The sequence below is a fragment of the Hymenobacter sp. HSC-4F20 genome (genome assembly GCF_019599275.1).
GTDB lineage: Bacteria > Bacteroidota > Bacteroidia > Cytophagales > Hymenobacteraceae > Hymenobacter.
Map to the genome: position 1 here is coordinate 575,757 of NZ_JAHZTD010000002.1, position 22,988 is coordinate 598,744.

19 protein-coding genes and 4 tRNA genes are annotated in these 22,988 nt (G+C 53.5%); all 23 read right to left on the reverse strand.

Features of this window, described 5'->3' with window-relative positions:
* Positions 1–39: 39 nt before the first annotated feature.
* The 23 genes from rplW to K3G63_RS12355 all read right to left on the reverse strand — a co-directional run bounded on the left by rplW (position 40) and on the right by K3G63_RS12355 (position 22,898).
* Entirely contained in the window at positions 40–327 is a 288-nt protein-coding gene (gene rplW, locus K3G63_RS12245; RefSeq protein WP_220614396.1) for a 50S ribosomal protein L23, read from the reverse strand.
* On the reverse strand, positions 327–965 hold the full coding sequence (gene rplD, locus K3G63_RS12250; RefSeq protein WP_220614397.1) for a 50S ribosomal protein L4: 639 nt from the start codon (positions 963–965) through the stop codon (positions 327–329). The genes rplW and rplD overlap by 1 nt, the downstream gene beginning before the upstream one ends.
* Before the next feature lie 8 nt (positions 966–973).
* Entirely contained in the window at positions 974–1,594 is a 621-nt protein-coding gene (gene rplC / locus K3G63_RS12255) for a 50S ribosomal protein L3 (RefSeq protein WP_220614398.1), read from the reverse strand.
* A gap of 312 nt (positions 1,595–1,906) precedes the next feature.
* Positions 1,907–3,187 carry an O-antigen ligase gene (locus K3G63_RS12260; RefSeq protein ID WP_220614399.1) on the reverse strand — a complete coding sequence of 427 codons (1,281 nt, stop codon included), beginning with the start codon at positions 3,185–3,187 and terminating at the stop codon, positions 1,907–1,909.
* Positions 3,188–3,355: 168 nt separating this feature from the next.
* On the reverse strand, positions 3,356–3,661 hold the full coding sequence (gene rpsJ / locus K3G63_RS12265; RefSeq protein WP_022822123.1) for a 30S ribosomal protein S10: 306 nt from the start codon (positions 3,659–3,661) through the stop codon (positions 3,356–3,358).
* Positions 3,662–3,682: 21 nt separating this feature from the next.
* On the reverse strand, positions 3,683–5,824 hold the full coding sequence (gene fusA / locus K3G63_RS12270; RefSeq protein ID WP_220614400.1) for an elongation factor G: 2,142 nt from the start codon (positions 5,822–5,824) through the stop codon (positions 3,683–3,685).
* A gap of 106 nt (positions 5,825–5,930) precedes the next feature.
* Positions 5,931–6,398: a 30S ribosomal protein S7 gene (gene rpsG, locus K3G63_RS12275; protein WP_110976705.1), complete on the reverse strand. Its 468-nt coding sequence runs from the start codon at positions 6,396–6,398 to the stop codon at positions 5,931–5,933.
* Between the two features lie 86 nt (positions 6,399–6,484).
* Positions 6,485–6,913: a 30S ribosomal protein S12 gene (rpsL, locus tag K3G63_RS12280; protein ID WP_110976704.1), complete on the reverse strand. Its 429-nt coding sequence runs from the start codon at positions 6,911–6,913 to the stop codon at positions 6,485–6,487.
* Between the two features lie 189 nt (positions 6,914–7,102).
* Positions 7,103–7,987, reverse strand: coding sequence for a putative nucleotide-diphospho-sugar transferase (locus K3G63_RS12285; protein ID WP_220614401.1), 885 nt, complete (start codon positions 7,985–7,987; stop codon positions 7,103–7,105).
* Positions 7,988–8,104: 117 nt separating this feature from the next.
* Entirely contained in the window at positions 8,105–8,452 is a 348-nt protein-coding gene (locus K3G63_RS12290; RefSeq protein ID WP_220614402.1) for a DUF3467 domain-containing protein, read from the reverse strand.
* 510 nt (positions 8,453–8,962) lie between these two features.
* Entirely contained in the window at positions 8,963–13,315 is a 4,353-nt protein-coding gene (gene rpoC, locus K3G63_RS12295; protein WP_220614403.1) for a DNA-directed RNA polymerase subunit beta', read from the reverse strand.
* A 333-nt stretch (positions 13,316–13,648) separates the two neighbouring features.
* The gene (gene rpoB, locus K3G63_RS12300) at positions 13,649–17,524 is read right to left on the reverse strand and encodes a DNA-directed RNA polymerase subunit beta (RefSeq protein ID WP_220615096.1); all 3,876 of its coding nucleotides are present in this window, start codon (positions 17,522–17,524) and stop codon (positions 13,649–13,651) included.
* 288 nt (positions 17,525–17,812) lie between these two features.
* Entirely contained in the window at positions 17,813–18,190 is a 378-nt protein-coding gene (gene rplL, locus K3G63_RS12305) for a 50S ribosomal protein L7/L12 (protein WP_220614404.1), read from the reverse strand.
* 68 nt (positions 18,191–18,258) lie between these two features.
* Complete coding sequence (gene rplJ / locus K3G63_RS12310) at positions 18,259–18,813, reverse strand: 50S ribosomal protein L10 (RefSeq protein WP_220614405.1); 555 nt, start codon at positions 18,811–18,813, stop codon at positions 18,259–18,261.
* Positions 18,814–18,833: 20 nt separating this feature from the next.
* Entirely contained in the window at positions 18,834–19,529 is a 696-nt protein-coding gene (gene rplA / locus K3G63_RS12315; RefSeq protein WP_220614406.1) for a 50S ribosomal protein L1, read from the reverse strand.
* 19 nt (positions 19,530–19,548) lie between these two features.
* Positions 19,549–19,992 (reverse strand): 50S ribosomal protein L11, encoded by a 444-nt coding sequence (rplK, locus tag K3G63_RS12320; RefSeq protein ID WP_139925659.1) that lies wholly within the window; start codon positions 19,990–19,992, stop codon positions 19,549–19,551.
* A gap of 115 nt (positions 19,993–20,107) precedes the next feature.
* The gene (gene nusG / locus K3G63_RS12325; RefSeq protein WP_220614407.1) at positions 20,108–20,674 is read right to left on the reverse strand and encodes a transcription termination/antitermination protein NusG; all 567 of its coding nucleotides are present in this window, start codon (positions 20,672–20,674) and stop codon (positions 20,108–20,110) included.
* A 22-nt stretch (positions 20,675–20,696) separates the two neighbouring features.
* Positions 20,697–20,957 carry a preprotein translocase subunit SecE gene (gene secE / locus K3G63_RS12330; protein ID WP_310794584.1) on the reverse strand — a complete coding sequence of 87 codons (261 nt, stop codon included), beginning with the start codon at positions 20,955–20,957 and terminating at the stop codon, positions 20,697–20,699.
* Positions 20,952–21,025: transfer RNA gene (locus K3G63_RS12335), tRNA-Trp, on the reverse strand. Before K3G63_RS12335 ends, secE begins: the two co-directional genes overlap by 6 nt.
* A 126-nt stretch (positions 21,026–21,151) precedes the next feature.
* Positions 21,152–22,342, reverse strand: coding sequence for an elongation factor Tu (gene tuf, locus K3G63_RS12340; protein WP_139925658.1), 1,191 nt, complete (start codon positions 22,340–22,342; stop codon positions 21,152–21,154).
* Positions 22,343–22,510: 168 nt separating this feature from the next.
* Positions 22,511–22,582 (reverse strand) — tRNA-Thr (locus K3G63_RS12345).
* Positions 22,583–22,670: 88 nt separating this feature from the next.
* A tRNA-Gly gene (locus K3G63_RS12350) sits at positions 22,671–22,743 on the reverse strand.
* A 72-nt stretch (positions 22,744–22,815) separates the two neighbouring features.
* Positions 22,816–22,898, reverse strand: a tRNA-Tyr gene (locus tag K3G63_RS12355).
* Positions 22,899–22,988: the final 90 nt, after the last annotated feature.

The following is a 22,988-nucleotide window of genomic DNA, read 5'->3' on the forward strand; positions in this document are numbered from 1 at the left end:
ACTCTTGCTTAAAGGAAATGTCTTGGCGGGAAGCAAGCCTTACAGGCTGCTGTAGAAGTCGATAACGTCGCCTTCTTTCACGGTTACGATGGCTTTTTTGCCATGCGCGCGGCGACCGGAAACGGCGCCACCTTTCGTGAACTTCGATTTCACTTTGCCGATCGTGCGGATGGTGCTTACGCCCGTTACCGTCACGCCGTACAGTTGCTCAATCTCTTTCTTAATCTGAACCTTGTTCGCGTCGCGCGTTACTTCAAAGGCGTACTGGCCTTTCTCGTTCAGAGCCGTGGCCTTCTCGGTCACGATGGGCTTTTTCAGGATGCTCATTACTCAGCAGTGGTATAGAGTTGTTCCAATGCCGTCAGGCCATCCTCCGACAGCAGCAGCGTGTCGGTGTTCAGCAGGTCGTGGGTGTTCAGGGCCACGGGGGTAGCCACGCTCACGCGCTGGATGTTGCGGGCCGACAGCACCACGTTTTTATCAACCGAGCCGGTTACCAGCAGCGTCTTCTTGCCGTTGTTCAGCTTGAAGCTGTTGAGAATGCTCTGGAACTCCTTGGTTTTGGGAGCCGACAAAGTGATATTCTCAACCAAGGCTACTTTACCATCTTTAGCCAAGCTCGAAAGAGCGGACAGACGAGCCAGACGCTTGGTTTTCTTGTTCAGCTTGAAGCCGTAGTCGCGGGGCTGAGGACCGAAAATACGGCCGCCACCAACGAATACACCCGACTTCATGGAGCCGGCACGGGCACCGCCGGTGCCTTTTTGCTTCTTCAGCTTCTTGGTAGTGCCGTGCACTTCGTTGCGCTGCTTCGACTTGTGCGTACCCTGGCGCTGGTTGGCCAGGTACTGCTTCACGTCGAGGTACATCACGTGCTCGTTCGGCTCCAGACCGAAGATGGCGTCAGACAGGGTAACCTTGCGGCCGGTGTCTTCGCCTTTGATGTTATATACTGACAGTTCCATTTGCTAGGTTATTTTTCCAGGACCACGAAAGAGTTCTTGGCACCGGGAACCGAGCCGCTCACTACGATGAGGTTCTTGTCGGCTACAATGCGCATCACCTTCAGGTTCTGCACTTTCACCCGGTCATTGCCCATGCGGCCACCCATGCGCATTCCTTTGAATACGCGCGAAGGCCAGGAGCAAGCACCGATAGAACCGGGGTGACGACCACGGTTGTGCTGGCCGTGGGTTTGGCCACCCACACCGGCGAAGTTGTAGCGCTTTACAACGCCCTGGAAACCTTTACCTTTTGAGGTACCTACTACGTCTACGAATTCGCCTTCCTCAAAGAGGGTAGCGTCGATGGTAGAGCCGGCAGTAAAGTTGCCAGCCTCGTCGGTGCGGAACTCAACGAGTTTTTTCTTGGGGGTGGTTCCGGCTTTTGCGAAGTGACCAGCCAGAGCTTTGGTGGTATTCTTCGCCTTTTTCTCGCCGTAGCCGAGTTGGATGGCAGTGTAGCCGTCCGTTTCGATGGTCTTAACCTGCGTCACTACGCACGGACCCGCTTCAATGAGCGTAACAGGGATGTTTTTCCCGTCCGGAGTGAAGAGGCTTGTCATACCGATTTTTTTACCGATGATGCCAGGCATTCTGTTGGTTTTTAAAAAAGACACACTTGAAAACGCCCAAGTGGCGTTTTCGGAAATGGAGTGCAAAGCTAGGAAATTGTTATCTGATAATCTAGCCCCATTCCGAAATATTTTCAGTACCACATAGTTAGCCCCTTCCCTAGCAGGTACTGCTGACACTCAAGGGGTTTCTTCCCGAGTAAGGCCTCAACGAACCAGACGTATTTCTCTTGGACTATTCCAGCTAGCCTTCACCTCCTTGGCAGTAGGCGCGGTATAATTCAATTATTCGAGAAAGCTCTTCTTTTGCTGCTTCCTATACTTGGTCGATTGTTATGCAGGTCGCCACTCAAGCTCCGTTGTTGAAGCAGGCTTGCTACCCTCTAAGCTTAATAGCAGAAAGAAGAGGGCGAAAGCCAGACCGATCTGAGTTTCAAGAGTGTACTCTACCAGAAAGGATAACGTCACAATGCTATATTGTACGAATAATAAAGGGGCGTACCGTGGCCAAATGTTCAGGCCAGCATAATAAAAACCGATTACAAAGAGCAGCAGCCCGAGCATTCCGAACGCCACCGTAGAGTATAAATACTGGTTGTGAGGTTGGATGTACGCTTCTGGCTGGATAGTGGGGTAGTCTTGGCGGTAGTACTTAGCCATCTCCGCGTCTATATCCGCTTTACCTACCCCTACCCAAGGGTTATCCTGAATTACTTTCAGAGCTACCTTATAGGAGTACACCCGTCCTACTAAAGAGTAGTTGTTCGCTGAAGCAGTATGTTCTACCTGCCCTACATCTTCTCGGGTATTAGCCGACTTATTGCGAAAAGTGGGAAAGCAGGCGTAGCTCAGCGCAGGTAACACCACTAAGCTTGCAGCTACTGCTATAGCTTGACGGTACTGCCGTTGCTTCACTACCAGCCACAAACAGGCCATGCCGCCCAGAAAATAGAAAGTTACGAGGCCACTTCTTACGGCTAGTATATGCTGGTAGAGGGCTAGGAACGCTAATCCTATAATAAGCCATTTTTGCCTCGCTCCTATCACACTTCGGTGTACTACTAACAGTGTTCCAGCAGCGATGGACAAGGTTATAAGTAAGCTAAATCGGATATGGTCAGGCTCTGTGGGCATGACCTTTGAGTGCAGATACATTTCATTGATCTGCTCAAAATGCAGCAAGTAATTACCGGTGCTCAACAGTGCTGCTACAATGGTAGCGCCAATCAATACAAGCCACAGGTTACGTAGGTAGGAAGCCGGCAGAGGTGGAAGCATCCAGAACCCAACTGGCAGAATTACGAAGGGCAGTTGCAATACGACATCCCGTTTGTAAGCCTCCCAATTTGCTGCTGAAGTCAATAAGCCAGAGCTCAAGTGGATTCCATATACTAGCAAGAATGCGCTATAAGCAACACCATGTGCCCGGGTATATTCTTGTTTATGCAGAAAATAACTCAGGGCACCGCTTATTAAAATACCCACCATGCCGATACTGGGCAGCACTCGAAAAAAAGAACTAGTAAATAACCCGATGATAACGCAGCCACAAAAAAAAGTAGCCGCTGCTACCAGCCTGGGAAGTGTTAGGATAGAACCTACTGAGGAAGTCATGCAGTGAAGTAAGAACACCAGTCGCTAAGGCGGGGCTATACAACCTAAGCTCAGCTATAGAGCAGAGCCTTTACCTTAGGCACAAGTTGCAACGAATAAAAAGAAAACGCCCCACCGGCTCCGAAGAACCAGTGGGGCGTTTCTCTATTCAGTTGAAGCAGTAAGTCTTCAGACTTTGATTTCAACGTCTACGCCGCTGGGCAGTTCCAGCTTCATTAGAGCGTCTACCGTCTTCGATGAAGTCGAGTAGATGTCCACGAGGCGCTTGTAGGTGCAGAGCTGGAATTGCTCGCGCGACTTCTTGTTCACGTGGGGCGAACGAAGTACGGTGAACTTCTCCTTATCGGTCGGCAGCGGAATGGGGCCGCTTACGATAGCGCCCGTAGCCTTTACCGCCTTCACAATCTTCTCCGACGATTTGTCCACTAGGTTGTGGTCGTAGGATTTCAGTTTGATGCGAATTTTCTGGTTCATGTCTGTAATGAGGAAGCGGTATTAGCGGATGGCGTTACCCTTTTGCTTAGCGATGATGCCTTCAGCCAAGTTCGTGGGAACCTGGTCGTAGTGCGAGAAGGTCAGCGAGGCCGAAGCACGACCCGATGTAATGGTACGCAGCGAGGTTACGTAGCCGAACAGTTCCGACAGCGGAACGTCAGCCTTCACCACGTTAGCACCGCCTTTGGTGTCCATGCCTTTCATGATACCCCGACGACGGTTCAAGTCACCGGTTACCGAACCCGTGTACTCATCCGGCGTTACTACCTCTACAGCCATGATGGGCTCGAGGAGCTTCGGACCAGCTTGCTTAGCAGCTTCGCGGAAACCACCACGGGCAGCGAGTTCGAATGACAGAGCATCCGAGTCAACGTCGTGGTAGGAACCGAAGAACAGACGCACGCGCATGTTGTCAACCGGGAAGCCAGCCAGCGGGCCGTTCTTCATAGCTTCTTCGAAACCTTTCTGAACCGGAGCGATGAATTCGCGGGGGATAACACCACCCGTGATGTCGTTCACGAATTCCAGGCCGGGCTTCTCAGGGTCGGTTTCTTTCGGGCCCAGTTCGAACACGATGTCACCGAACTTACCACGACCACCGGTCTGCTTCTTGTATGTCTCGCGGTGCTCAACCTTCTTAGTGAGAACCTCTTTGTACGCTACCTGAGGAGCACCCTGGTTGATTTCCACCTTGAATTCACGACGCATACGGTCGATGATGATTTCGAGGTGAAGCTCACCCATACCACGCAGTACCGTCTGGCCAGTTTCCTGGTCGGTTTGTACCACGAGGGTGGGGTCTTCTTCTACGAGTTTGGCAATAGCCATACCCATCTTATCCACGTCAGCCTGAGTTTTCGGCTCAATAGCGTAACCGATAACAGGCTCGGGGAACGACATCGACTCCAGTACTACGCGCGACTTCTCGTCGGTCAGCGTGTCACCGGTTTTGATGTCTTTGAAACCCACGCCAGCAGCAATGTCACCAGCCTGGATTTTGTCGATAGGGTTCTGCTTGTTAGAGTGCATCTGCATCAGGCGCGAGATACGCTCCTTCTTGCCAGTGCGGTTGTTGAACACATACGAGCCAGCATCGAGCTGACCGCTGTAGCAACGGAAAAAGCACAGACGACCTACGAAGGGGTCGGTAGCAATTTTGAACGCCAGAGCGGTGAAAGGCTCGTCGTTGTCGGGGTGACGCTCTACTTCCTCGCCGGTGTCAGGGTTGGTACCCATGATGGCAGGCATGTCGAGCGGCGAAGGCAGGTAAGCCATTACCGCGTCCAGCATCGACTGTACACCCTTGTTTTTGAAGGCTGAACCGCACATTACCGGCGAGAACTTCATGTCGATAACCGCCTTGCGGATTACCGTCATCATCTCTTCGCGGGTGATGGAGTCCGGATCGTCGAAGAATTTCTCCATCAACGTATCGTCGTACTCGGCTACGCTTTCTACGAGCTTCTCACGCCACTCGGCAACCGTATCCACGAGGTCCTCGGGAACCGGAATTTCCTTGTAGGTTTTGCCCTGGGTTTCGTCATCCCACACGATGGCTTTGCCAGTCAGCAGGTCAACTACGCCTTTGAAGGTGTCTTCAGCGCCAATCGGAATCTGCAGAGGCACGGGGTTAGCGCCCAGTTTCTCTTTGATTTCCGTTACAGCCTTGAAGAAGTCAGCACCAGCGCGGTCCATCTTGTTCACGAAGCAGATGCGCGGCACTTTGTATTTGTCAGCCTGACGCCAAACGGTTTCCGACTGCGGCTCCACGCCCGAAACGGCGCAGAACAGAGCCACGGCACCGTCCAGAACACGCAGCGAACGTTCCACCTCTACGGTGAAGTCCACGTGACCGGGAGTGTCGATCAGGTTGATTTTGTATTGCTTGGTCTCCGGAGTCGGGTCGCCCTGTACGGTCGGATAGTTCCAGAAGGTAGTAGTAGCGGCCGACGTGATGGTGATACCACGCTCCTGCTCCTGCTCCATCCAGTCCATCGTGGCGGCACCTTCGTGCACTTCCCCGATTTTGTGGGTTTTACCGGTGTAGTAGAGAATGCGCTCCGACGTGGTGGTCTTACCAGCGTCGATGTGCGCCATAATCCCGATGTTCCGGAGGTATTGCAGATCTTTATTAACAGCCATTGCTTTTTTTGTGACGGAGGGACTTTAGTAGTTGAGCTCGTAGAACGCGAAAATCTCTTTTCTCATTCCCGAAGCCGGCAACTTCTAAAGCCCCTGCGAGGTCTGATTAGAAGCGGAAGTGCGAGAAGGCCTTGTTGGCTTCTGCCATCCGGTGCGTGTCGTCCTTTTTCTTCACGGCAGCACCTTCACCTTTGGCTGCGGCAATGATTTCGCCAGCCAGCTTGTCCTTCATGGTTTTCTCACCACGACGACGAGCGTATTGGATCAGCCACTTCGAGCCAACGGCAATACGACGGTCCGGACGAACCTCGGTGGGCACCTGGAAGGTAGCGCCACCTACGCGGCGGCTTTTCACCTCCACGGTCGGCATTACGTTGTTCAGGGCTTTGCGCCACATTTCCAGGCCGCTTTCCTTGGTGCGCTGCTCAACAAGCTCGCAGGCATCGTAGAAAATGGTGTAGGCCAGGTTTTTCTTCCCGTCGTACATCATGTAGTTGACGAAACGGGTTACCAGCGTCTCCTTGAACTTGGGGTCGGGCAGGAGGATGCGCTTTTTCGGTTTTGACTTTCTCATGGGAGTAGAAATGAGCGACGGACAGCAGGCAACGGACTAAGAACCATTTGCTAGCCGGCGCCGGGCGCTGCCGCCCTCGTTTTCAATTACTTTTTCTTGCCGGGTGCGGGTTTGCCACCTTTGCCAGCTGCGGGAGCCTGGCCGGGCTTCGGACGCTTCGCGCCATACTTGGAACGACGCTGCAGACGGCCGTTTACGCCGGCGGTGTCAAGAGCGCCACGGATGATGTGGTAACGTACGCCGGGAAGGTCTTTCACACGGCCACCACGGATCAGCACGATGCTGTGCTCCTGCAGGTTGTGGCCTTCACCAGGGATGTAGGCGTTAACTTCTTTGCCGTTGGTCAGGCGCACGCGGGCAACTTTACGCATAGCCGAGTTCGGCTTCTTAGGCGTGGTGGTGTACACACGGGTGCAAACGCCACGGCGCTGCGGGCACGAATCAAGGGCCGGCGACTTCGACTTGGTCGTCAGCTTCTCGCGGCCTTTTCGTACTAACTGGTTGATAGTAGGCATCTACGGTATGTTTTGTCAAGGAGGGTTCTCTCCCAAAAATTAGGCTTGCAAAGGTAGAGAAGTCAGGGTGAAATAGCAAACGGGTTGAAAGAGTTAATTTTATGGCAACCGGCAGCGTCTTTTCCAATGGCAACAACTTGGCTTGTTTCCTTTCTATCAGCTACTTCTCCCTCTACCCTCTTGCAAGCTTTAGACGTCTAAATGGGGTAGGCGCCAGCGCTGCCCCGTGAGCTTACGAAGCGTCCGGCGCCAACCTGGCAGGTTGCGGTAGGCTAGTTCTTCTTGATGAAGTCTCGGTAACTCTAGCTGATGCAAGCGCGCTAGTAGCTCGGTAGGGCTTTGACTGCCATATTTGGCGAAGACCTGGACAAGAGCCGGGCGAGCCTCTTTCAGATTCCAATAGTGCCATAGGTATTGGGGCACGTCGGCAATAGGCCCTTCGGCAGCAAAGCGTAAGCTGAAAGCTAGCTGCTCCATCATATGCTTGTTGTAAGTGGCATATAACTGCTCAGCTAAGCTCATAACTTCCTGCAGTAGGTAGGCTTTGTCGCTACGCAGGGCTATAACGCCGGAGTTAAATAACTCCGTTTCGGCCGTCACCCGGAAGACATGGCCTGCTACCTCCCATTGGTGAGCTTTCAGGTGCCGGTATACTTTGCGGCTAAGTGTGTTCCCGCTGATGAGCCTGCCTTCGTTCTGATGCATGTAGAAGTGGCCGGCCGCTATAGAAGCAAACAATGATGCCGGGTCGCGCCGCCAGATGGTATCCGTATCCAGGAATAGCAGATTGCCGGGGTAATGAGTTGCAGCATGCTCCAATACGCCAATCTTGAGCAGATACACCTTGTTGGCGGCGCCCCGCCACGCTTGCCACTGTTCCGGGCTTACGGGGGGGTAGTAAATAGCAGCCCGATTTCCCAGCATCTGCTGAAAAGCAGATGTTTGATCGGTGTATACCAGTATCTGGGTGTCAGATGCCGGAATGCCTACCTGCTCATAGTATGAAAGGATACTGTAGCAAGCCTCGCAACGAATGGCTTCCGAGCCGTAGGCCAGATAAATCAGGTAGTTCATTGGGTAAAGATAACAGACTTAAGCGCAGCCTTTGGAAAGCTCACAAATAAGACATAAAGAAGTAAGGGCTTTTATCTTCCCGATAAAAGCCCTTATTCGCGTATGATTTTTCCTAGTTTAAGCCTCGCCTACCTTACCCCCGAACCCCATAGGGTACAGTGGGCCGTCGTTGGGTTGCTGCTTGATGGTGCCGTTGGCTTGCTCGAACCGCTCAATGTTCTCATTCAAGGCCGCTACCAAACGCTTGGCGTGCTCCGGAGTAAGAATGATGCGCGACTTCACCTTGGCCTTGGGCAGGCCGGGCATCAGGCGGATGAAGTCAATGACAAACTCGCTGTTGCTGTGCGCAATCATGGCGAGGTTGGCGTACTCGCCCTCGGCAATTTCCTCCGACAGCTCGATGCTGATGGCGTTGGGGTCCTGGGGTTGGGTAGCGTCAGCTTCGGGTTGGGTTGGTTGGTTCATGTTGTCTTACTATTTGTTTTAGGGCAGGGTTATGACCGCTTTTGGACAAGTTCTTTGAGGGTTTTGTAGCTAATCAGATAGGCAGCGAGAATAAGCCCCATCAAGATCAAAATACCTATTGGTCCTACATAGAAGAATACTACAGGAAGAATTATCACACCTGATACATTATCCAATAAACTATTCTGGCTAAAACTGACATCATACCCGAAACCTATTAGAATAAAATATAAGACGAACAATGTAGCCCATATTCCAGGAATCAAGAGTAAAAATAGCCATGCTCGGCTCACAGCACTTTCAGCTTTTCTACATGCATTGGAAAGCTTTACACTTTCGATTAGGAAGATAGCCTTACTTATCATCCATAGAGTGAAGTGTATTAATCTCCAGATACTGTTCTTTCTCATAAGAATAGATTTACAGTAGGTGTCACGTTCAAGTGAAGTTATAAAAGAAAAAGCCGACCAGATTTCTCCGGTCGGCTTCTCCTATTTAATCAACATCAGATTACTCCGATACCGACTCGCGGCGCGAGGCGCGGGCGGGACGCTTGGTAGGAGCCGCCGCTTCCTCGGTCTTGGCAGCCTGTTGGGCTTCCAACTCTTCCTTCGAGCCGACGATCTGACGCGTGTACTCGCGCAGACCGGTACCGGCCGGGATGAGGTGACCTACGATTACGTTCTCCTTCAGGCCCAGCAGTTCGTCGGCCTTGCCACGGATGGCAGCTTCCGACAGCACCTTAGTCGTTTCCTGGAAGGAAGCGGCCGAGATGAACGACTGAGTACCCAGCGAAGCCTGCGTGATACCCTGCAGCGTGGGCCGCGATACGGCCGGCTGGGCATCCCGTACCTGCACCAGCGCAAGGTCACGACGCTTGAGCGACGAGTTCTCGTCGCGCAGACGGCGGGCCGTTACAATCTGGCCGGGCTTCAGGTTGCTAGAGTCACCAGCATCGGTAACCACCTTCATGTCGATGATGGTATCGTTTTCCTCCATGAAGGAAATCTTGTCCACCACCTGGTGCTCCAGGAAGGTCGTGTCGCCGGCATCGAGGATAACCACCTTCTGCATCATCTGGCGAACTACCACCTCGATGTGCTTGTCGTTGATTTTCACACCCTGCAAGCGGTATACTTCCTGAATCTCGTTCACGAGGTACTCTTGCACCGCGCCCGGACCCTGAATGTTCAGGATGTCGGTCGGGGTGATGGCACCGTCGGAGAGAGGAGCACCAGCCCGGATGAAGTCGTTGTCCTGCACCAGAATGTGCTTGGACAGCGGCACCATGTATTTCTTCTTCACGCCGTCTTTCGACTCCACGAAGATTTCACGGTTACCACGCTTCACCGTACCGTAGGTTACTACCCCATCAATTTCAGCCACAACGGCCGGGTTCGAGGGGTTACGTGCTTCGAACAGCTCGGTAACGCGGGGCAGACCACCGGTGATGTCGCGGGTTTTGCCCACAGCACGCGGAATCTTGGCCAGAATCTGACCAGCCTTGATTTTCTCGCCGTTCTCTACGTTCAAGTGCGAACCTACCGGGATAGAATAGCCCTTTGAGCCTTCCATGTCGCCCTTCTTGCCGGGGCGAACAATGATGGCCGGGTTCTGATCCTTCGCCTTCGATTCGATAATCACTTTCTCGCGGTGACCGGTCTGTTCGTCCGATTCCTCGCGGTAGGTGATGCCTTCGGTGATGGCGTCGTACTGAACGGTACCATCGAACTCGGCCAGAATAACGGCGTTGTAAGGGTCCCAGTTGTTCAGCTCTTGGCCTTTCTCTACCTCTTGACCTTCGTCAACCAGCAGGAATGAGCCGTAAGGAACGTGGTGGGTGATATACACCTTACCCGTGCCTTTCTCCACGATGCGAATCTCGCCCGAACGACCCATTACTACTTTCACCGGCTCGCCATCAGCGTTAGCGGTTTCTACAGTCCGGATGTCTTCAAACTCGATTACACCGTTGAACTTGGCGCGCAGGCTGGCTTCTACGGCAATGTTAGAAGCCGTACCACCTACGTGGAAGGTACGCAGGGTCAGCTGGGTTCCGGGTTCACCGATAGACTGAGCAGCAATTACGCCTACAGCCTCACCTTTCTGTACCATGCGGCCCGACGACAAGTTGCGGCCGTAGCACTTGGCGCAGATACCACGCTTCGATTCGCAGGTCAGCACCGAACGGATTTCTACCGATTCAATGCTGGTAGCATCAATACGGCGGGTAATGTCTTCGGTGATTTCCGTACCAGCCGGCAGAATTACTTCGTCGGTCAGCGGATCGATGATATCGTGCACGGCTACGCGGCCTAGGATACGCTCAGCCAGCGGCTCTACGATGTCCTCGTTGTCCTTCAGCGCGAAGGTTTCGATACCACGCAGCGTACCGCAGTCGTTTTCATTTACGATAACATCCTGCGACACGTCTACCAGACGACGAGTCAGGTAGCCGGCGTCAGCCGTTTTCAGAGCGGTATCGGCCAGACCCTTACGGGCACCGTGGGTCGAAATGAAGTACTCGATTACGTCCAGACCTTCTTTGAAGTTCGACAGAATCGGGTTTTCGATAATCTCACCAACCGAACCCTGTAGCGACTTCTGCGGCTTGGCCATCAGACCCCGCATACCACCGAGCTGACGGATCTGCTCGCGCGAACCACGGGCACCGGAGTGCATCATCATGTAAATCGAGTTGAAGCCCTGGTTCTCCTTTTCGAGGCGACCCATGAGGGTTTCAGTGATTTGGTTGTTGATGCGGGTCCAGATGTCGATAACCTGGTTGTAACGCTCGTTGTCCGTAATCAGACCCATCTGATAGTTCTGCGTTACGGCAGCTACGTCGGCCTGAGCTTGGGCAATGAGGGCGTCTTTCTCGGCCGGGATGTTGATATCGCCCAGACCCATCGACAGACCACCTTTGTAAGCCGACTGGAAACCCAGCGTCTTGATGTCGTCGAGGAACTGCGCGGTACGAGCCATACCCGTGCGCTTGAACACCAGCGAAATGATTTGCTGGAGCTTCTTCTTAGTCAGTAGCTCATCTACGAAACCTACTTCTTCGGGTACCAGCTGGTTAAACAGCACGCGACCAGCTACCGTCTCGATGATCTTCGTTACGAGGTTATCTTCCTCGTCGCGAACTTTCGTGCGCACCTTAATATAGGCGTGCTTCGAAAGCTGACCTTCGTTGATGGCAATTACTACCTCTTCATCGGAGTAGAACATACGGCCTTCGCCTTGGATGCTCTCCTCTTCCGTGCTACGCTTGCCTTTGGTCACGTAGTACAGACCCAGAACCATGTCCTGCGACGGTACCGCAATGGGCGCGCCGTTGGCGGGGTTCAAGATGTTGTGCGAGGCCAGCATCAGCATAGAGGCTTCCAGAATAGCAGCCGGTCCGAGCGGAACGTGCACGGCCATCTGGTCACCGTCAAAGTCAGCGTTGAAGGCCGTACACACCAATGGGTGCAGCTGAATAGCTTTACCCTCGATGAGGCGAGGCTGGAACGCCTGGATACCCAAACGGTGCAGGGTAGGAGCACGGTTCAGGAGCACTGGGTGGCCTTTCAGCACGTTTTCCAGGATGTCCCATACCACTGCGTCCTTCCGGTCTACAATTTTCTTCGCCGATTTCACCGTCTTCACGATACCGCGCTCAATGAGCTTGCGGATGATGAACGGCTTGAATAGCTCAGCAGCCATGTTCTTGGGCAAACCGCACTCGTGCAGCTTCAGCTCGGGGCCTACCACAATAACTGAACGGCCAGAGTAGTCGACACGCTTACCGAGCAGGTTCTGACGGAAGCGGCCCTGCTTACCTTTCAGCATATCGGACAGCGACTTCAGGGCACGGTTACCTTCGGCGCGCACGGCATTCACCTTACGCGAGTTGTCGAAGAGCGAGTCCACAGCTTCCTGCAGCATGCGCTTCTCGTTCCGCAGAATTACCTCCGGAGCCTTAATTTCAATCAGGCGCTTGAGGCGGTTGTTGCGGATGATTACGCGACGGTACAAATCGTTCAAGTCGGAGGTAGCGAAACGGCCACCATCCAACGGCACGAGGGGGCGCAATTCCGGCGGAATCACCGGTACCATGCGGATTACCATCCACTCGGGCTTGTTTTCCACGCGGGTGGCAGCATCACGGAACGCTTCTACTACGCGCAGACGCTTCAAGGCCTCAGCTTTACGCTGCTGCGAAGTTTCGTGGGCGGCAGAGTCACGCAGCGAGTACGACAGCTCATCAAGGTTGATGCGCTCCAACAGGAGTTGCAGGGCATCAGCACCCATACGAGCGATGAACTTGTTCGGGTCCTCATTCGGCAACATCTGATTCTCGCGGGGGAGCTTGTCGATGATGTCGAGGTACTCGTCTTCGGTGAGGAAGTCAAGCTGCTGTACGCCTTCTTCGGCCAGCACACCCGGCTGCACTACTACGTAGCGCTCGTAATAGATAATCTGATCAAGCTTCTTGGTGGGCAGGCCCAGCAGGTAGCCGATTTTATTAGGCAGGGACTTGAAGTACCAGATGTGCGCAACGGGCACCACCAGTTCGATGTGGCCCATCCGCTCCCGGCGTACTTTCTTCTCGGTCACTTCCACGCCGCAACGGTCGCAGATGATGCCTTTGTAGCGAATCCGCTTGTATTTGCCGCAGTGGCATTCCCAGTCCTTTACGGGACCGAAAATCCGCTCGCAAAACAGGCCGCCCATCTCGGGCTTGTACGTCCGGTAGTTGATCGTCTCGGGCTTTACTACTTCACCGTTCGACCGCTCCAGAATGGATTCGGGCGAGGCCAGCGAAATGGTAACTTTCGAGAAGTCCTGTACCAGTTTCTTGTTTTTTGCAAACGCCATGTAGGGTAGCTGTTGTTAGCTGGTGGCTTTTATCTGTTCGTTGGTTCCGCTATTCTTAAGAGTAGTCGGAAAGAACATAACAGTTCGACTCTGCGAAAAGTGCTCTGTGGGTCGGATAGGTACGCCGCGCAGTAGGTTTCCGCCAGGTCTGGTACTCGGGTGATCCAGCTAGCTGAATCAAGTTGCGGCCACTTGCTTCCGGGGTTGATGCCGTTCTGACCATATCTCGGAACGACGCCGGCAGCGGGTGTTATCGGTTTCCCGAACCGCAGGTTTATAGACTTTGAAGGGGTAGGAGCCAACATTGAAACGTCAGCCCCTACCCTTCAAAATTTAGTCAAGCGTGATTTCCAGGGCCAGACCACGTAGCTCGTGGATGAGTACGTTGAAGGACTCAGGGATATTCGGCTTGGGCAGTACGTCACCTTTTACAATGGCTTCATACGCTTTAGCGCGGCCTACCACGTCGTCCGACTTCACCGTCAGGATTTCCTGCAGCACGTTAGAAGCACCGAAGGCCTCCAGTGCCCACACTTCCATCTCACCGAAACGCTGACCACCGAACTGCGCCTTACCACCCAGCGGCTGCTGCGTGATGAGCGAGTACGGTCCGATAGAACGGGCGTGCATCTTGTCATCAACCAAGTGACCGAGCTTGAGCATGTAAATCACGCCTACGGTTACCGGTTGGTCGAAGCGCTGGCCCGTGAGGCCATCGTGCAGGTAAGCACGGCCGAAGTGCGGCAGTCCGGCTTCCGCCAACTCCTTCGATACTTCCTCTTCGGTAGCACCGTCGAAAATGGGGGTAGCATAAGTCCGGCCCAGCTTCAGGCCAGCCCAGCCCAGTACAGTCTCGTAAATCTGGCCGATGTTCATACGGCTCGGTACACCCAGCGGGTTGAGCACGATGTCCATCGGGGTGCCGTCGGGCAGGAAGGGCATGTCCTCATCGCGCACGATGCGGGCTACTACCCCTTTGTTACCGTGACGACCAGCCATCTTGTCACCCACCTTCAGCTTGCGCTTCTTGGCAATGTACACTTTGGCTAGCTGCACGATGCCAGCGGGCAGTTCGTCGCCTACTTCCAGCGTGAACCGGTCGCGCTTGAAACGAGCCGTGATGGTGTTGCGCTTCTTGGTGTAGTTTTTCACCAGTTCAGCCAGCATCCCGTTCACTTTCTCGTCGGCGGTCCAGTTCTCCAGAATGAGGTCTTTGAACATGTTCACCTCTTCCGGCACGGCGTAGTTGCTTTCGTCCTTGTAAGGGTTCTTCTCGGGGAAGAGAGCATCAGAAATGTTCTTCTTACCGAATTTGGCGCCCTTGGTCAGGATTTCGTCACCAAACTTGTGCTTCACGCCCTGGGAGGTTTTGCCTTCCAGCAATTGCACCAGCTTGTCGATCATCACGGCTTTGATGCCACGCAATTCACGAGCGTATGACTCCTTCAGCTCTTCTACTTCCTTCTTCGACTTAGCCCGTAGGTTTTTGTCTTTCTTCGGACGCGAGAACAGCTTAGTGCCGATTACTACCCCGTTCAGGGACGGTGGCGCCTTGAGGGAGGCATCCTTCACGTCGCCGGCTTTGTCACCAAAGATGGCGCGGAGCAGTTTTTCTTCCGGGGTCGGGTCGGTTTCGCCCTTGGGCGTAATCTTACCGATGAGGATGTCGCCTTCGCGAACCTCAGCACCCAGACGAATGATGCCGTTGTCGTCGAGGTTACGCACAGCTTCTTCGCTCACGTTCGGAATTTCCGAGGTCAGCTCTTCTTCGCCACGCTTGGTCTCGCGCACTTCCAGCTCAAACTCCTCAATGTGAATCGAGGTGAAGATGTCGTCACGGACAACACGCTCCGAAATAACGATGGCGTCTTCGAAGTTGTAGCCCTGCCACGGCATGAACGCTACCTGCATGTTGCGGCCCAAAGCCAGTTCACCTTGGTTGGTGCCGTAGCCTTCGCACAAGGGCTGACCTTTGGTTACCCGCTCGCCCTTCTTCACGATGGGCGTCAGGTTGATGCACGTGTCCTGGTTGGTACGACGGAACTTGATGAGGTCGTACGAAATCTTCTCAGCATCGAAGCTTACGAGGATATCGTCTTCCGTCAGGTCGTACTTCACTACAATCTTGTTGGCGTCAACGTAGTCGATGACACCATCACCCTCGGCTACTACCAGGGTGCGGGAGTCAATGGCCACGCGGCCTTCCAGACCAGTACCTACGATGGGAGCTTCAGCACGCAGCAGCGGCACTGCCTGGCGCTGCATGTTCGAACCCATCAGGGCGCGGTTGGCGTCGTCGTGCTCCAGGAACGGAATCAGCGAAGCAGCCACCGATACAATCTGGTTCGGGGCTACGTCCATGTAGGAGTACTCCGTCGGGCCTACTACCGGGAAGTCACCTTCGAAACGGCCTTTTACCAGCTCGTTCACGAAGTTGCCCGACTCATCGATGCGGGCGTTGGCCTGCGCGATGTGGTGGGTGTCTTCCTCTTCGGCGGTCAGGTACTTCACGTTCTCCGTAATGTCCACCTTACCGTTCTCTACCGTGCGGTAGGGAGTTTCGATAAAGCCCATCGAGTTAACCCGAGCGTGCACGCACAGCGACGAAATCAGACCAATGTTCGGTCCTTCCGGCGTTTCGATGGTGCAGAGGCGGCCGTAGTGGGTGTAGTGAACGTCACGTACTTCGAAACCAGCCCGCTCCCGTGACAGACCTCCCGGCCCAAGTGCCGATACGCGACGCTTGTGCGTCACCTCGGCCAGCGGGTTGGTCTGGTCCATGAACTGGGAAAGCTGGTTTGTACCGAAGAACGAGTTGATAACGCTCGACAGCGTACGGGCGTTGATCAGGTCAACCGGCTTGAAGTCCTCATTGTCGCGCACGTTCATGCGCTCCTTGATGGTACGCGCCATACGGGCCAGACCTACGCCAAACTGAGCGTAGAGCTGCTCCCCTACCGTGCGCACGCGGCGGTTCGACAAGTGGTCAATGTCATCGACAATGGCCTTCGAGTTGATCAAGCCAATCAGGTACTTCACGATGAGAACAATGTCCTCATTAGTCAGCACGCGGGCTTCCCAGTTCGTGTCGATACCCAGCTTCTTATTGATACGGTAGCGGCCTACGTCGCCGAGGTCGTAGCGCTTATCCGAGAAGAATAGCTTTTGGATGATGTCGCGGGCAGTTTCCTCGTCAGGAGCCTCCGTGTTACGGAGCTGACGATAGATTTGCTCCACGGCTTCTTTCTCCGAGTTGGAGTTGTCCTTCTGCAGCGTGTTGTAAATAATTGCGTAGTCCGCAATGTTTACATTCTCGCGGTGCAGAATTACTGACTTAGCCCCAGCGTTGAGGATTACGTCGATGTCCTCCTCCTCAATAGTCGAGTCACGCTCCAGCAGCACCTCGTTCCGGTCGATAGATACCACTTCACCGGTATCCTCGTCCACGAAGTCTTCCGTCCAAGTGCGCAGCACGCGGGCGGCCAGCTTGCGGCCTACGGCCTTCTTGAGGTTCTTCTTATCGGCCTTCACTTCCTCCGACAGCCCGAACAAATCGAGGATGTCTTTGTCGGTGCCGTAACCGATAGCGCGTAGCAGCGTAGTAACCGGAAACTTCTTCTTCCGGTCGATGTAGGCGTACATCACGTTGTTCACGTCCGTGGCAAATTCAATCCACGAGCCTTTGAACGGGATGATACGGGCCGAGTACAGCTTGGTGCCGTTCGTGTGCTTGCTCTGAGCAAAGAACACGCCCGGCGAGCGGTGCAGCTGCGACACGATAACACGCTCAGCTCCGTTGATTACGAACGAACCCTTTTCGGTCATGTAGGGAATATTCCCGAGGAATACTTCCTGCTCAATCGTCTCGAAATCCTCGTTGTCCGTATCGTTACAGATCAGGCGCAACTTGGCTTTCAGCGGCACCGAGTACGTCAGGCCCCGGTCGATGCACTCGTCCACGGAGTACTTCGGCGGATCGACGTGATAGTCGATGAACTCCAGCACAAAGTTTTCGCGCGAGTCCGAAATCGGAAAGTTCTCGGCGAATACTTTGAAGAGGCCTTCATCGGTACGGTTCTCGGCAGCCGTTTCCAACTGGAAGAAATCCATGAACGAGCGAACCTGCACGTCCAAGAAATCCGGGTACTCAATAACCTTTTTAATCTTGGCGAAGTTGATCCGCTCGTCAGCCGCCTGCAGTTTTTGCAGGCCTGTCTGTGCTTTCGGTGTAGCCAATGTATGTGGGGTTAGGAAATGGATACTGAGAGAATCCACATCAGGATAGCAGCCCTGCTACTATCTTGAAAGATCGGAAAGCCTTGGGCGCACGAAAGCGCAAGGCCTCAACCTTGCGCTTCTGGCGTCCGTAGGCACGAAAAGCCGCAAAGCGGCGTGCAAACGAACTTCCGACTAGTTTGTTGCCTACAAACAGGAAAAGACCTGGCTTAGTTGCCAGGCCTCTCCTTATTTGCTGGTTTTACGAGCAGGCAGCAGAAATTACTTAACTTCTACTTCAGCGCCAGCTTCTTCCAGTTGCTTCTTCAGCGACTCAGCTTCGTCTTTGGCAACACCTTCTTTCAGGGCCTTGGGAGCACCGTCAACCAGTTCTTTGGCTTCTTTCAGGCCCAGACCGGTCAGGTCTTTCACCAGCTTAACAACAGCCAGTTTGCCAGCACCAGCCGACTTCAGGATTACGTCGAACGAAGTCTTCTCCTCAGGAGCCTCGGCAGCAGCGCCAGGGCCAGCAGGGCCAGCAACTACTGCAGCAGCAGCAGGCTCAATGCCATACTCGTCTTTCAGGATAGTAGCCAGTTCGTTTACTTCTTTTACCGTCAGGCTAACGAGCTGCTCGGCGAATGCTTTCAAATCTGCCATTTCTGTAGATTGTTAAAAAGGGGGGTTGTTGAACTTTGGAAATTGAAAGTGAAAAAGATGAGCAGCGGTTAGCCTGCAACCTCTTCTTTTTCGGAAAGCGTTTTGATGAGGCCAGCGAGAATGTTGCCACCGCTCGACAGAGCAGAGATAACATTTTTGGCGGGCGACTGGAGCAGACCGATAACATCACCGATAAGCTCGTTTTTGCCTTTCAGCGTGCTGAGGCTGGTCAGCTGATTAGCACCGATGTAGATGCTGGCATCTACGTAAGCGCCTTTCAGAGCGGGCTTAGGCTCAACACCTTTGCCGTAGTTCTGGGCTTTGTAGAAGTCCTGCAACAGTTTGGCAGGAGCATTACCCGACTCTTTGGAGAACAGGATGCCCGACTGGCCTTTCAACGCGGTGTCCATCTCCGAGGTATCGCCACCGAGGGTGTCGAGCGCCTTGCGGATGAACGTGTTCTTGTACACTTTGAACTCCATGCCGCGGTTGAAGCACAGGCGACGGAATTCGTTGATTTTCGCCACCGACATCCCCGAAGCATCGGCGATGTAGAACGCGTTGTGCGATTGGAACTTCTCGCTCAACTCGTCGACGAGGGCTTGTTTTTCTTCCCGGATCATATCGTCGTGTTGATTAAAACTTAGGCGGAAGTTACTTGCGTGTCAACCGGAACGGCGGGCGACATCGTGCTCGACAGCGTAATGCTCTTGATGTAAGTGCCTTTCGCCGACGAAGGCTTCAGACGCTGGAGCGTCTGAATAACTTCGATGGCGTTTTCAGCGAGCTTCTGCTCATCGAAAGAAACTTTACCAACCGAGCAGTGGATGATACCGGTTTTATCAACTTTGAAGTCGATTTTACCAGCTTTCACCTCTTGCACAGCCTTGGCTACGTCCGTGGTTACGGTGCCCGACTTGGGGTTCGGCATAAGGCCACGAGGACCCAGTACGCGACCCAGACGGCCAACCTTAGCCATTACCGACGGCATCGTGATGATTACGTCGATGTCGGTCCAACCTTTCTCGATTTTCGAGATGTAGTCATCCAGACCAACGTAGTCAGCACCAGCGGCAGTAGCTTCGGCTTCTTTGTCGGCGGTAACCAGGGCCAGAACGCGAACGGTTTTGCCGGTGCCGTGGGGCAACGTGGCTACGCCGCGTACCATCTGGTCAGCTTTGCGAGGGTCCACACCCAGACGAACGTCGATGTCTACCGAAGCGTCAAACTTGGTATAGGTGATGTCCTTTACCACTTTGGCGGCTTCAACCAGATTCCGGATTTCGGTCAGGTCGTGCTTGGCAAGGGCTTCCTTGCGCTTTTTGCTAATTTTTGCCATGTGTCTTCTCCGTCGTTAATTATTCAGCAAAGGGAGAAGTACCCGAGATGGTGATGCCCATGCTGCGAGCCGTACCAGCCACCTGACGCATAGCCGACTCTACCTTGAAGGCATTGAGGTCAGGCATTTTCGTTTCGGCGATGGTGCGCACTTGGTCCCATGATACCGACCCTACTTTGTTACGGTTTGGCTCTTTCGAGCCACCCTGGAGCTTGGCAGCATCCATAAGCAGAACCGGAACCGGCGGGGTCTTCACCACGAAGTCAAACGACTTGTCGGTGTACATGGTAATGAGTACAGGACAAACTTGGCCAGCCTTATCTTGGGTCCGCGCATTGAACTGCTTACAGAACTCCATGATGTTAAGGCCTTTGCTACCAAGTGCAGGTCCAACCGGCGGCGCGGGGTTCGCGGCGCCTCCCTTTATCTGAAGCTTCAGATAACCTCTAATTTCCTTGGCCATTTGGTTTGAAAGGCTTCGGGCCAGTGCGGTAACACGCAGCAGCCCTCAGATGAAAATTGCTCCAAAGTGGAAGCACCACCGGTCCGGAGCGGATAACCGGTGACGTTTTATGGGGTTACGCTTCCTTTTCGACCTGCGTGTAGCTCAACTCCATGGGCGTGCTACGACCGAAAATTTTCACGATAACATTCAGTTTCTTGCGTTCCTCAAATACTTCGGAAACGGTACCCGACATCCCGGCAAAGCCACCATCTACAATCTTCACTAGCTCACCTACTACGAAAGGAGTCTCCAGGGTAGCAGTTTGCTCTTCAGCTTCATCCACAATCCCAAGGATGCGATTTACTTCCGAAATATGCAGGGGAACAGGCTTGGTATTCTGACTGGCTGCCTTCCCTTCTTTGTCGCTGAGGAACCCAATTACGCCAGGAGTGCTGGTGATAATATGGTCTACTTCCCCGTGAGTCAGGTCGGCGTGGATAATAATGTAACCAGGATAAAGGTTCCGCTCACGCACGCGCTTTTTGCCGTTGCGCATTTCAAAAACCTTTTCTACCGGAATCAATACCTGGGGCACCAGATCAGAGAGGCCATGGCGGCCAATCTCTGTTTCCAAGTAGTTTTTAGCTTTTTTCTCTTGTCCGCTGACCGAGCGGACTACGTACCATTTTAACTCGCCCATTGCTGTCGTCTATTTCTGCCGATTAACGGAACGAGGTATAAAATGCTTCCAGACTCTTGCTGAAAACAACGTCCATCACACCAACTACCGCCGCGAACAATAATGAACCGATCAGCACTAGACCAGCACTTTTCTGCAATTCCTCTAGTGAAGGCCACGTCACTTTGTAGCGCATCTCTTCGGAGGTTTCCCGGAAGTAGTTCGTTAGCTTGCTCATGATGGTGGCACCAGTTTGGTGTGTTAAAACTACGGCTGCCGAAGCAGCCGTAGTTTTTGGTGGCACGGGCGGAGAGATTCGAACTCCCATCAAAGGTTTTGGAGACCTCTATTCTACCCTTGAACTACGCCCGTGTATGCGCCCTCGCCAGTCAAGGTGCTGGATTGGGACTGCAAATGTATGGAACTCTTTAAATAAAACAAATCCGCCCCCGAAAATTTCGGAGGCGGATTTGTTTTATTTCACCAGAAAGCGGGAAACTACTCGGTGATTTCAGTAACCTGACCAGCACCTACGGTACGGCCACCTTCGCGGATAGCGAAACGCAGGCCTTTTTCCATAGCTACAGCGTTGATCAGCTCAACCGAGATGGTTACGTTGTCGCCGGGCATTACCATTTCTACACCCTCGGCCAGCGTGATGATGCCGGTTACGTCGGTGGTGCGGAAATAGAACTGAGGACGGTAGTTGTTGAAGAACGGAGTGTGACGACCACCTTCTTCTTTCGACAGTACGTACACCTCAGCCTTGAACTTGGTGTGAGGCTTCACGGAACCTGGCTTGCAGATTACCATGCCACGACGGATATCGTCTTTTTCGATACCGCGGAGCAGCAGACCTACGTTGTCACCAGCTTCGCCACGGTCCAGGATCTTGCGGAACATTTCCACACCCGTAACCGTCGACTTCAGGCCTTGCTTGGCACCCATACCCAGGATGTCAACTTGCTCACCCGAGTTGATGATACCACGCTCGATACGGCCGGTAGCAACCGTACCACGACCCGTGATAGAGAATACGTCCTCTACCGGCATCAGGAAGGGCAGGTCGGTCAGACGAGCAGGAATTGGAATGTAGCTGTCAACAGCGGCCATCAACTCCTCGATCTTGGGAACCCAGTTAGCGTCGCCATTCAGGCCGCCCAGAGCCGAACCCTGAATCACCGGAATGTTGTCGCCGTCGAAGTCGTAGAACGAGAGCAGTTCGCGGATTTCCATCTCTACCAGCTCGAGCAGTTCGGGGTCATCCACCATGTCCACTTTGTTCATGAACACTACCAGCTGAGGTACACCTACCTGACGAGCGAGCAGGATGTGCTCACGAGTCTGGGGCATTGGGCCGTCGGTAGCAGCTACCACGAGGATAGCGCCGTCCATCTGAGCAGCACCCGTTACCATGTTCTTCACATAGTCAGCGTGACCAGGGCAGTCAACGTGAGCGTAGTGACGATTTTCGGTGGCGTATTCTACGTGAGCGGTGTTGATGGTGATACCACGCTCTTTTTCTTCGGGAGCATTGTCAATCGAAGAGAAGTCGCGCTTGGCAGCCAGACCCTTGTTAGCCAGAACCGTGGTGATGGCAGCAGTAAGGGTGGTTTTGCCGTGGTCCACGTGACCAATCGTGCCGATGTTTACGTGCGGCTTGGACCGGTCAAAATTTTCTTTAGCCATTGTAAAGAGATTAAGAGGAATTTTGAGGTAAAGAGGGGGAAAACGCGACTAGCCTATACAGTAAGAAAGCGAAACACAGCTCCGTTTAGTCGGGACTGCACGTCGCTTCACTTGCTGACAGATCCAAACGGTGCAGTCGCGCTGCCCCGTTGGTACTCGTAAATTCTGAGCCATTTATGGGATTTGAACCCATGACCTCTTCCTTACCAAGGAAGTGCTCTACCACTGAGCTAAAACGGCTTATTTTGGTTTAGCAAAGATACAACAGCGAAAGAACTTTTACCAGCAGAGCTGTACTTGTTACTTCTCGCTGCCATTCAAGGCACCGAGCGGGAGACGAGGTTCGAACCCGCGACCTGCAGCTTGGAAGGCTGCCGCTCTACCAACTGAGCTACTCCCGCGTAAAGTGAGGCAGTGGATAGTGAGATGGTGCTTCTACTGTCACCATCTCACTAAAACACTGTTCCACTATGTGGGGGGAGAAGGATTCGAACCTTCGAAGTCGTAAGACAACGGAGTTACAGTCCGTCCCATTTGGCCGCTCTGGAATCCCCCCAGTTTTTCCTTCGTCGCTTACGAAGAAGATTCCCATTCAACCAGTGGCCGAAGCCATCAGTGTGTCGATTGGAGTTGCAAAATTAGAGGC

Coding starts and splice junctions, on each gene's coding strand:
- rplW (WP_220614396.1), bottom strand. CDS start 327: ATGAGCATCCTGAAAAAGCCCATCGTGACCGAGAAGGCCACGGCTCTG.
- rplD (WP_220614397.1), bottom strand. CDS start 965: ATGGAACTGTCAGTATATAACATCAAAGGCGAAGACACCGGCCGCAAG.
- rplC (WP_220614398.1), bottom strand. CDS start 1,594: ATGCCTGGCATCATCGGTAAAAAAATCGGTATGACAAGCCTCTTCACT.
- K3G63_RS12260 (WP_220614399.1), bottom strand. CDS start 3,187: ATGACTTCCTCAGTAGGTTCTATCCTAACACTTCCCAGGCTGGTAGCA.
- rpsJ (WP_022822123.1), bottom strand. CDS start 3,661: ATGAACCAGAAAATTCGCATCAAACTGAAATCCTACGACCACAACCTA.
- fusA (WP_220614400.1), bottom strand. CDS start 5,824: ATGGCTGTTAATAAAGATCTGCAATACCTCCGGAACATCGGGATTATG.
- rpsG (WP_110976705.1), bottom strand. CDS start 6,398: ATGAGAAAGTCAAAACCGAAAAAGCGCATCCTCCTGCCCGACCCCAAG.
- rpsL (WP_110976704.1), bottom strand. CDS start 6,913: ATGCCTACTATCAACCAGTTAGTACGAAAAGGCCGCGAGAAGCTGACG.
- K3G63_RS12285 (WP_220614401.1), bottom strand. CDS start 7,987: ATGAACTACCTGATTTATCTGGCCTACGGCTCGGAAGCCATTCGTTGC.
- K3G63_RS12290 (WP_220614402.1), bottom strand. CDS start 8,452: ATGAACCAACCAACCCAACCCGAAGCTGACGCTACCCAACCCCAGGAC.
- rpoC (WP_220614403.1), bottom strand. CDS start 13,315: ATGGCGTTTGCAAAAAACAAGAAACTGGTACAGGACTTCTCGAAAGTT.
- rplL (WP_220614404.1), bottom strand. CDS start 18,190: ATGGCAGATTTGAAAGCATTCGCCGAGCAGCTCGTTAGCCTGACGGTA.
- rplJ (WP_220614405.1), bottom strand. CDS start 18,813: ATGATCCGGGAAGAAAAACAAGCCCTCGTCGACGAGTTGAGCGAGAAG.
- rplA (WP_220614406.1), bottom strand. CDS start 19,529: ATGGCAAAAATTAGCAAAAAGCGCAAGGAAGCCCTTGCCAAGCACGAC.
- rplK (WP_139925659.1), bottom strand. CDS start 19,992: ATGGCCAAGGAAATTAGAGGTTATCTGAAGCTTCAGATAAAGGGAGGC.
- nusG (WP_220614407.1), bottom strand. CDS start 20,674: ATGGGCGAGTTAAAATGGTACGTAGTCCGCTCGGTCAGCGGACAAGAG.
- tuf (WP_139925658.1), bottom strand. CDS start 22,342: ATGGCTAAAGAAAATTTTGACCGGTCCAAGCCGCACGTAAACATCGGC.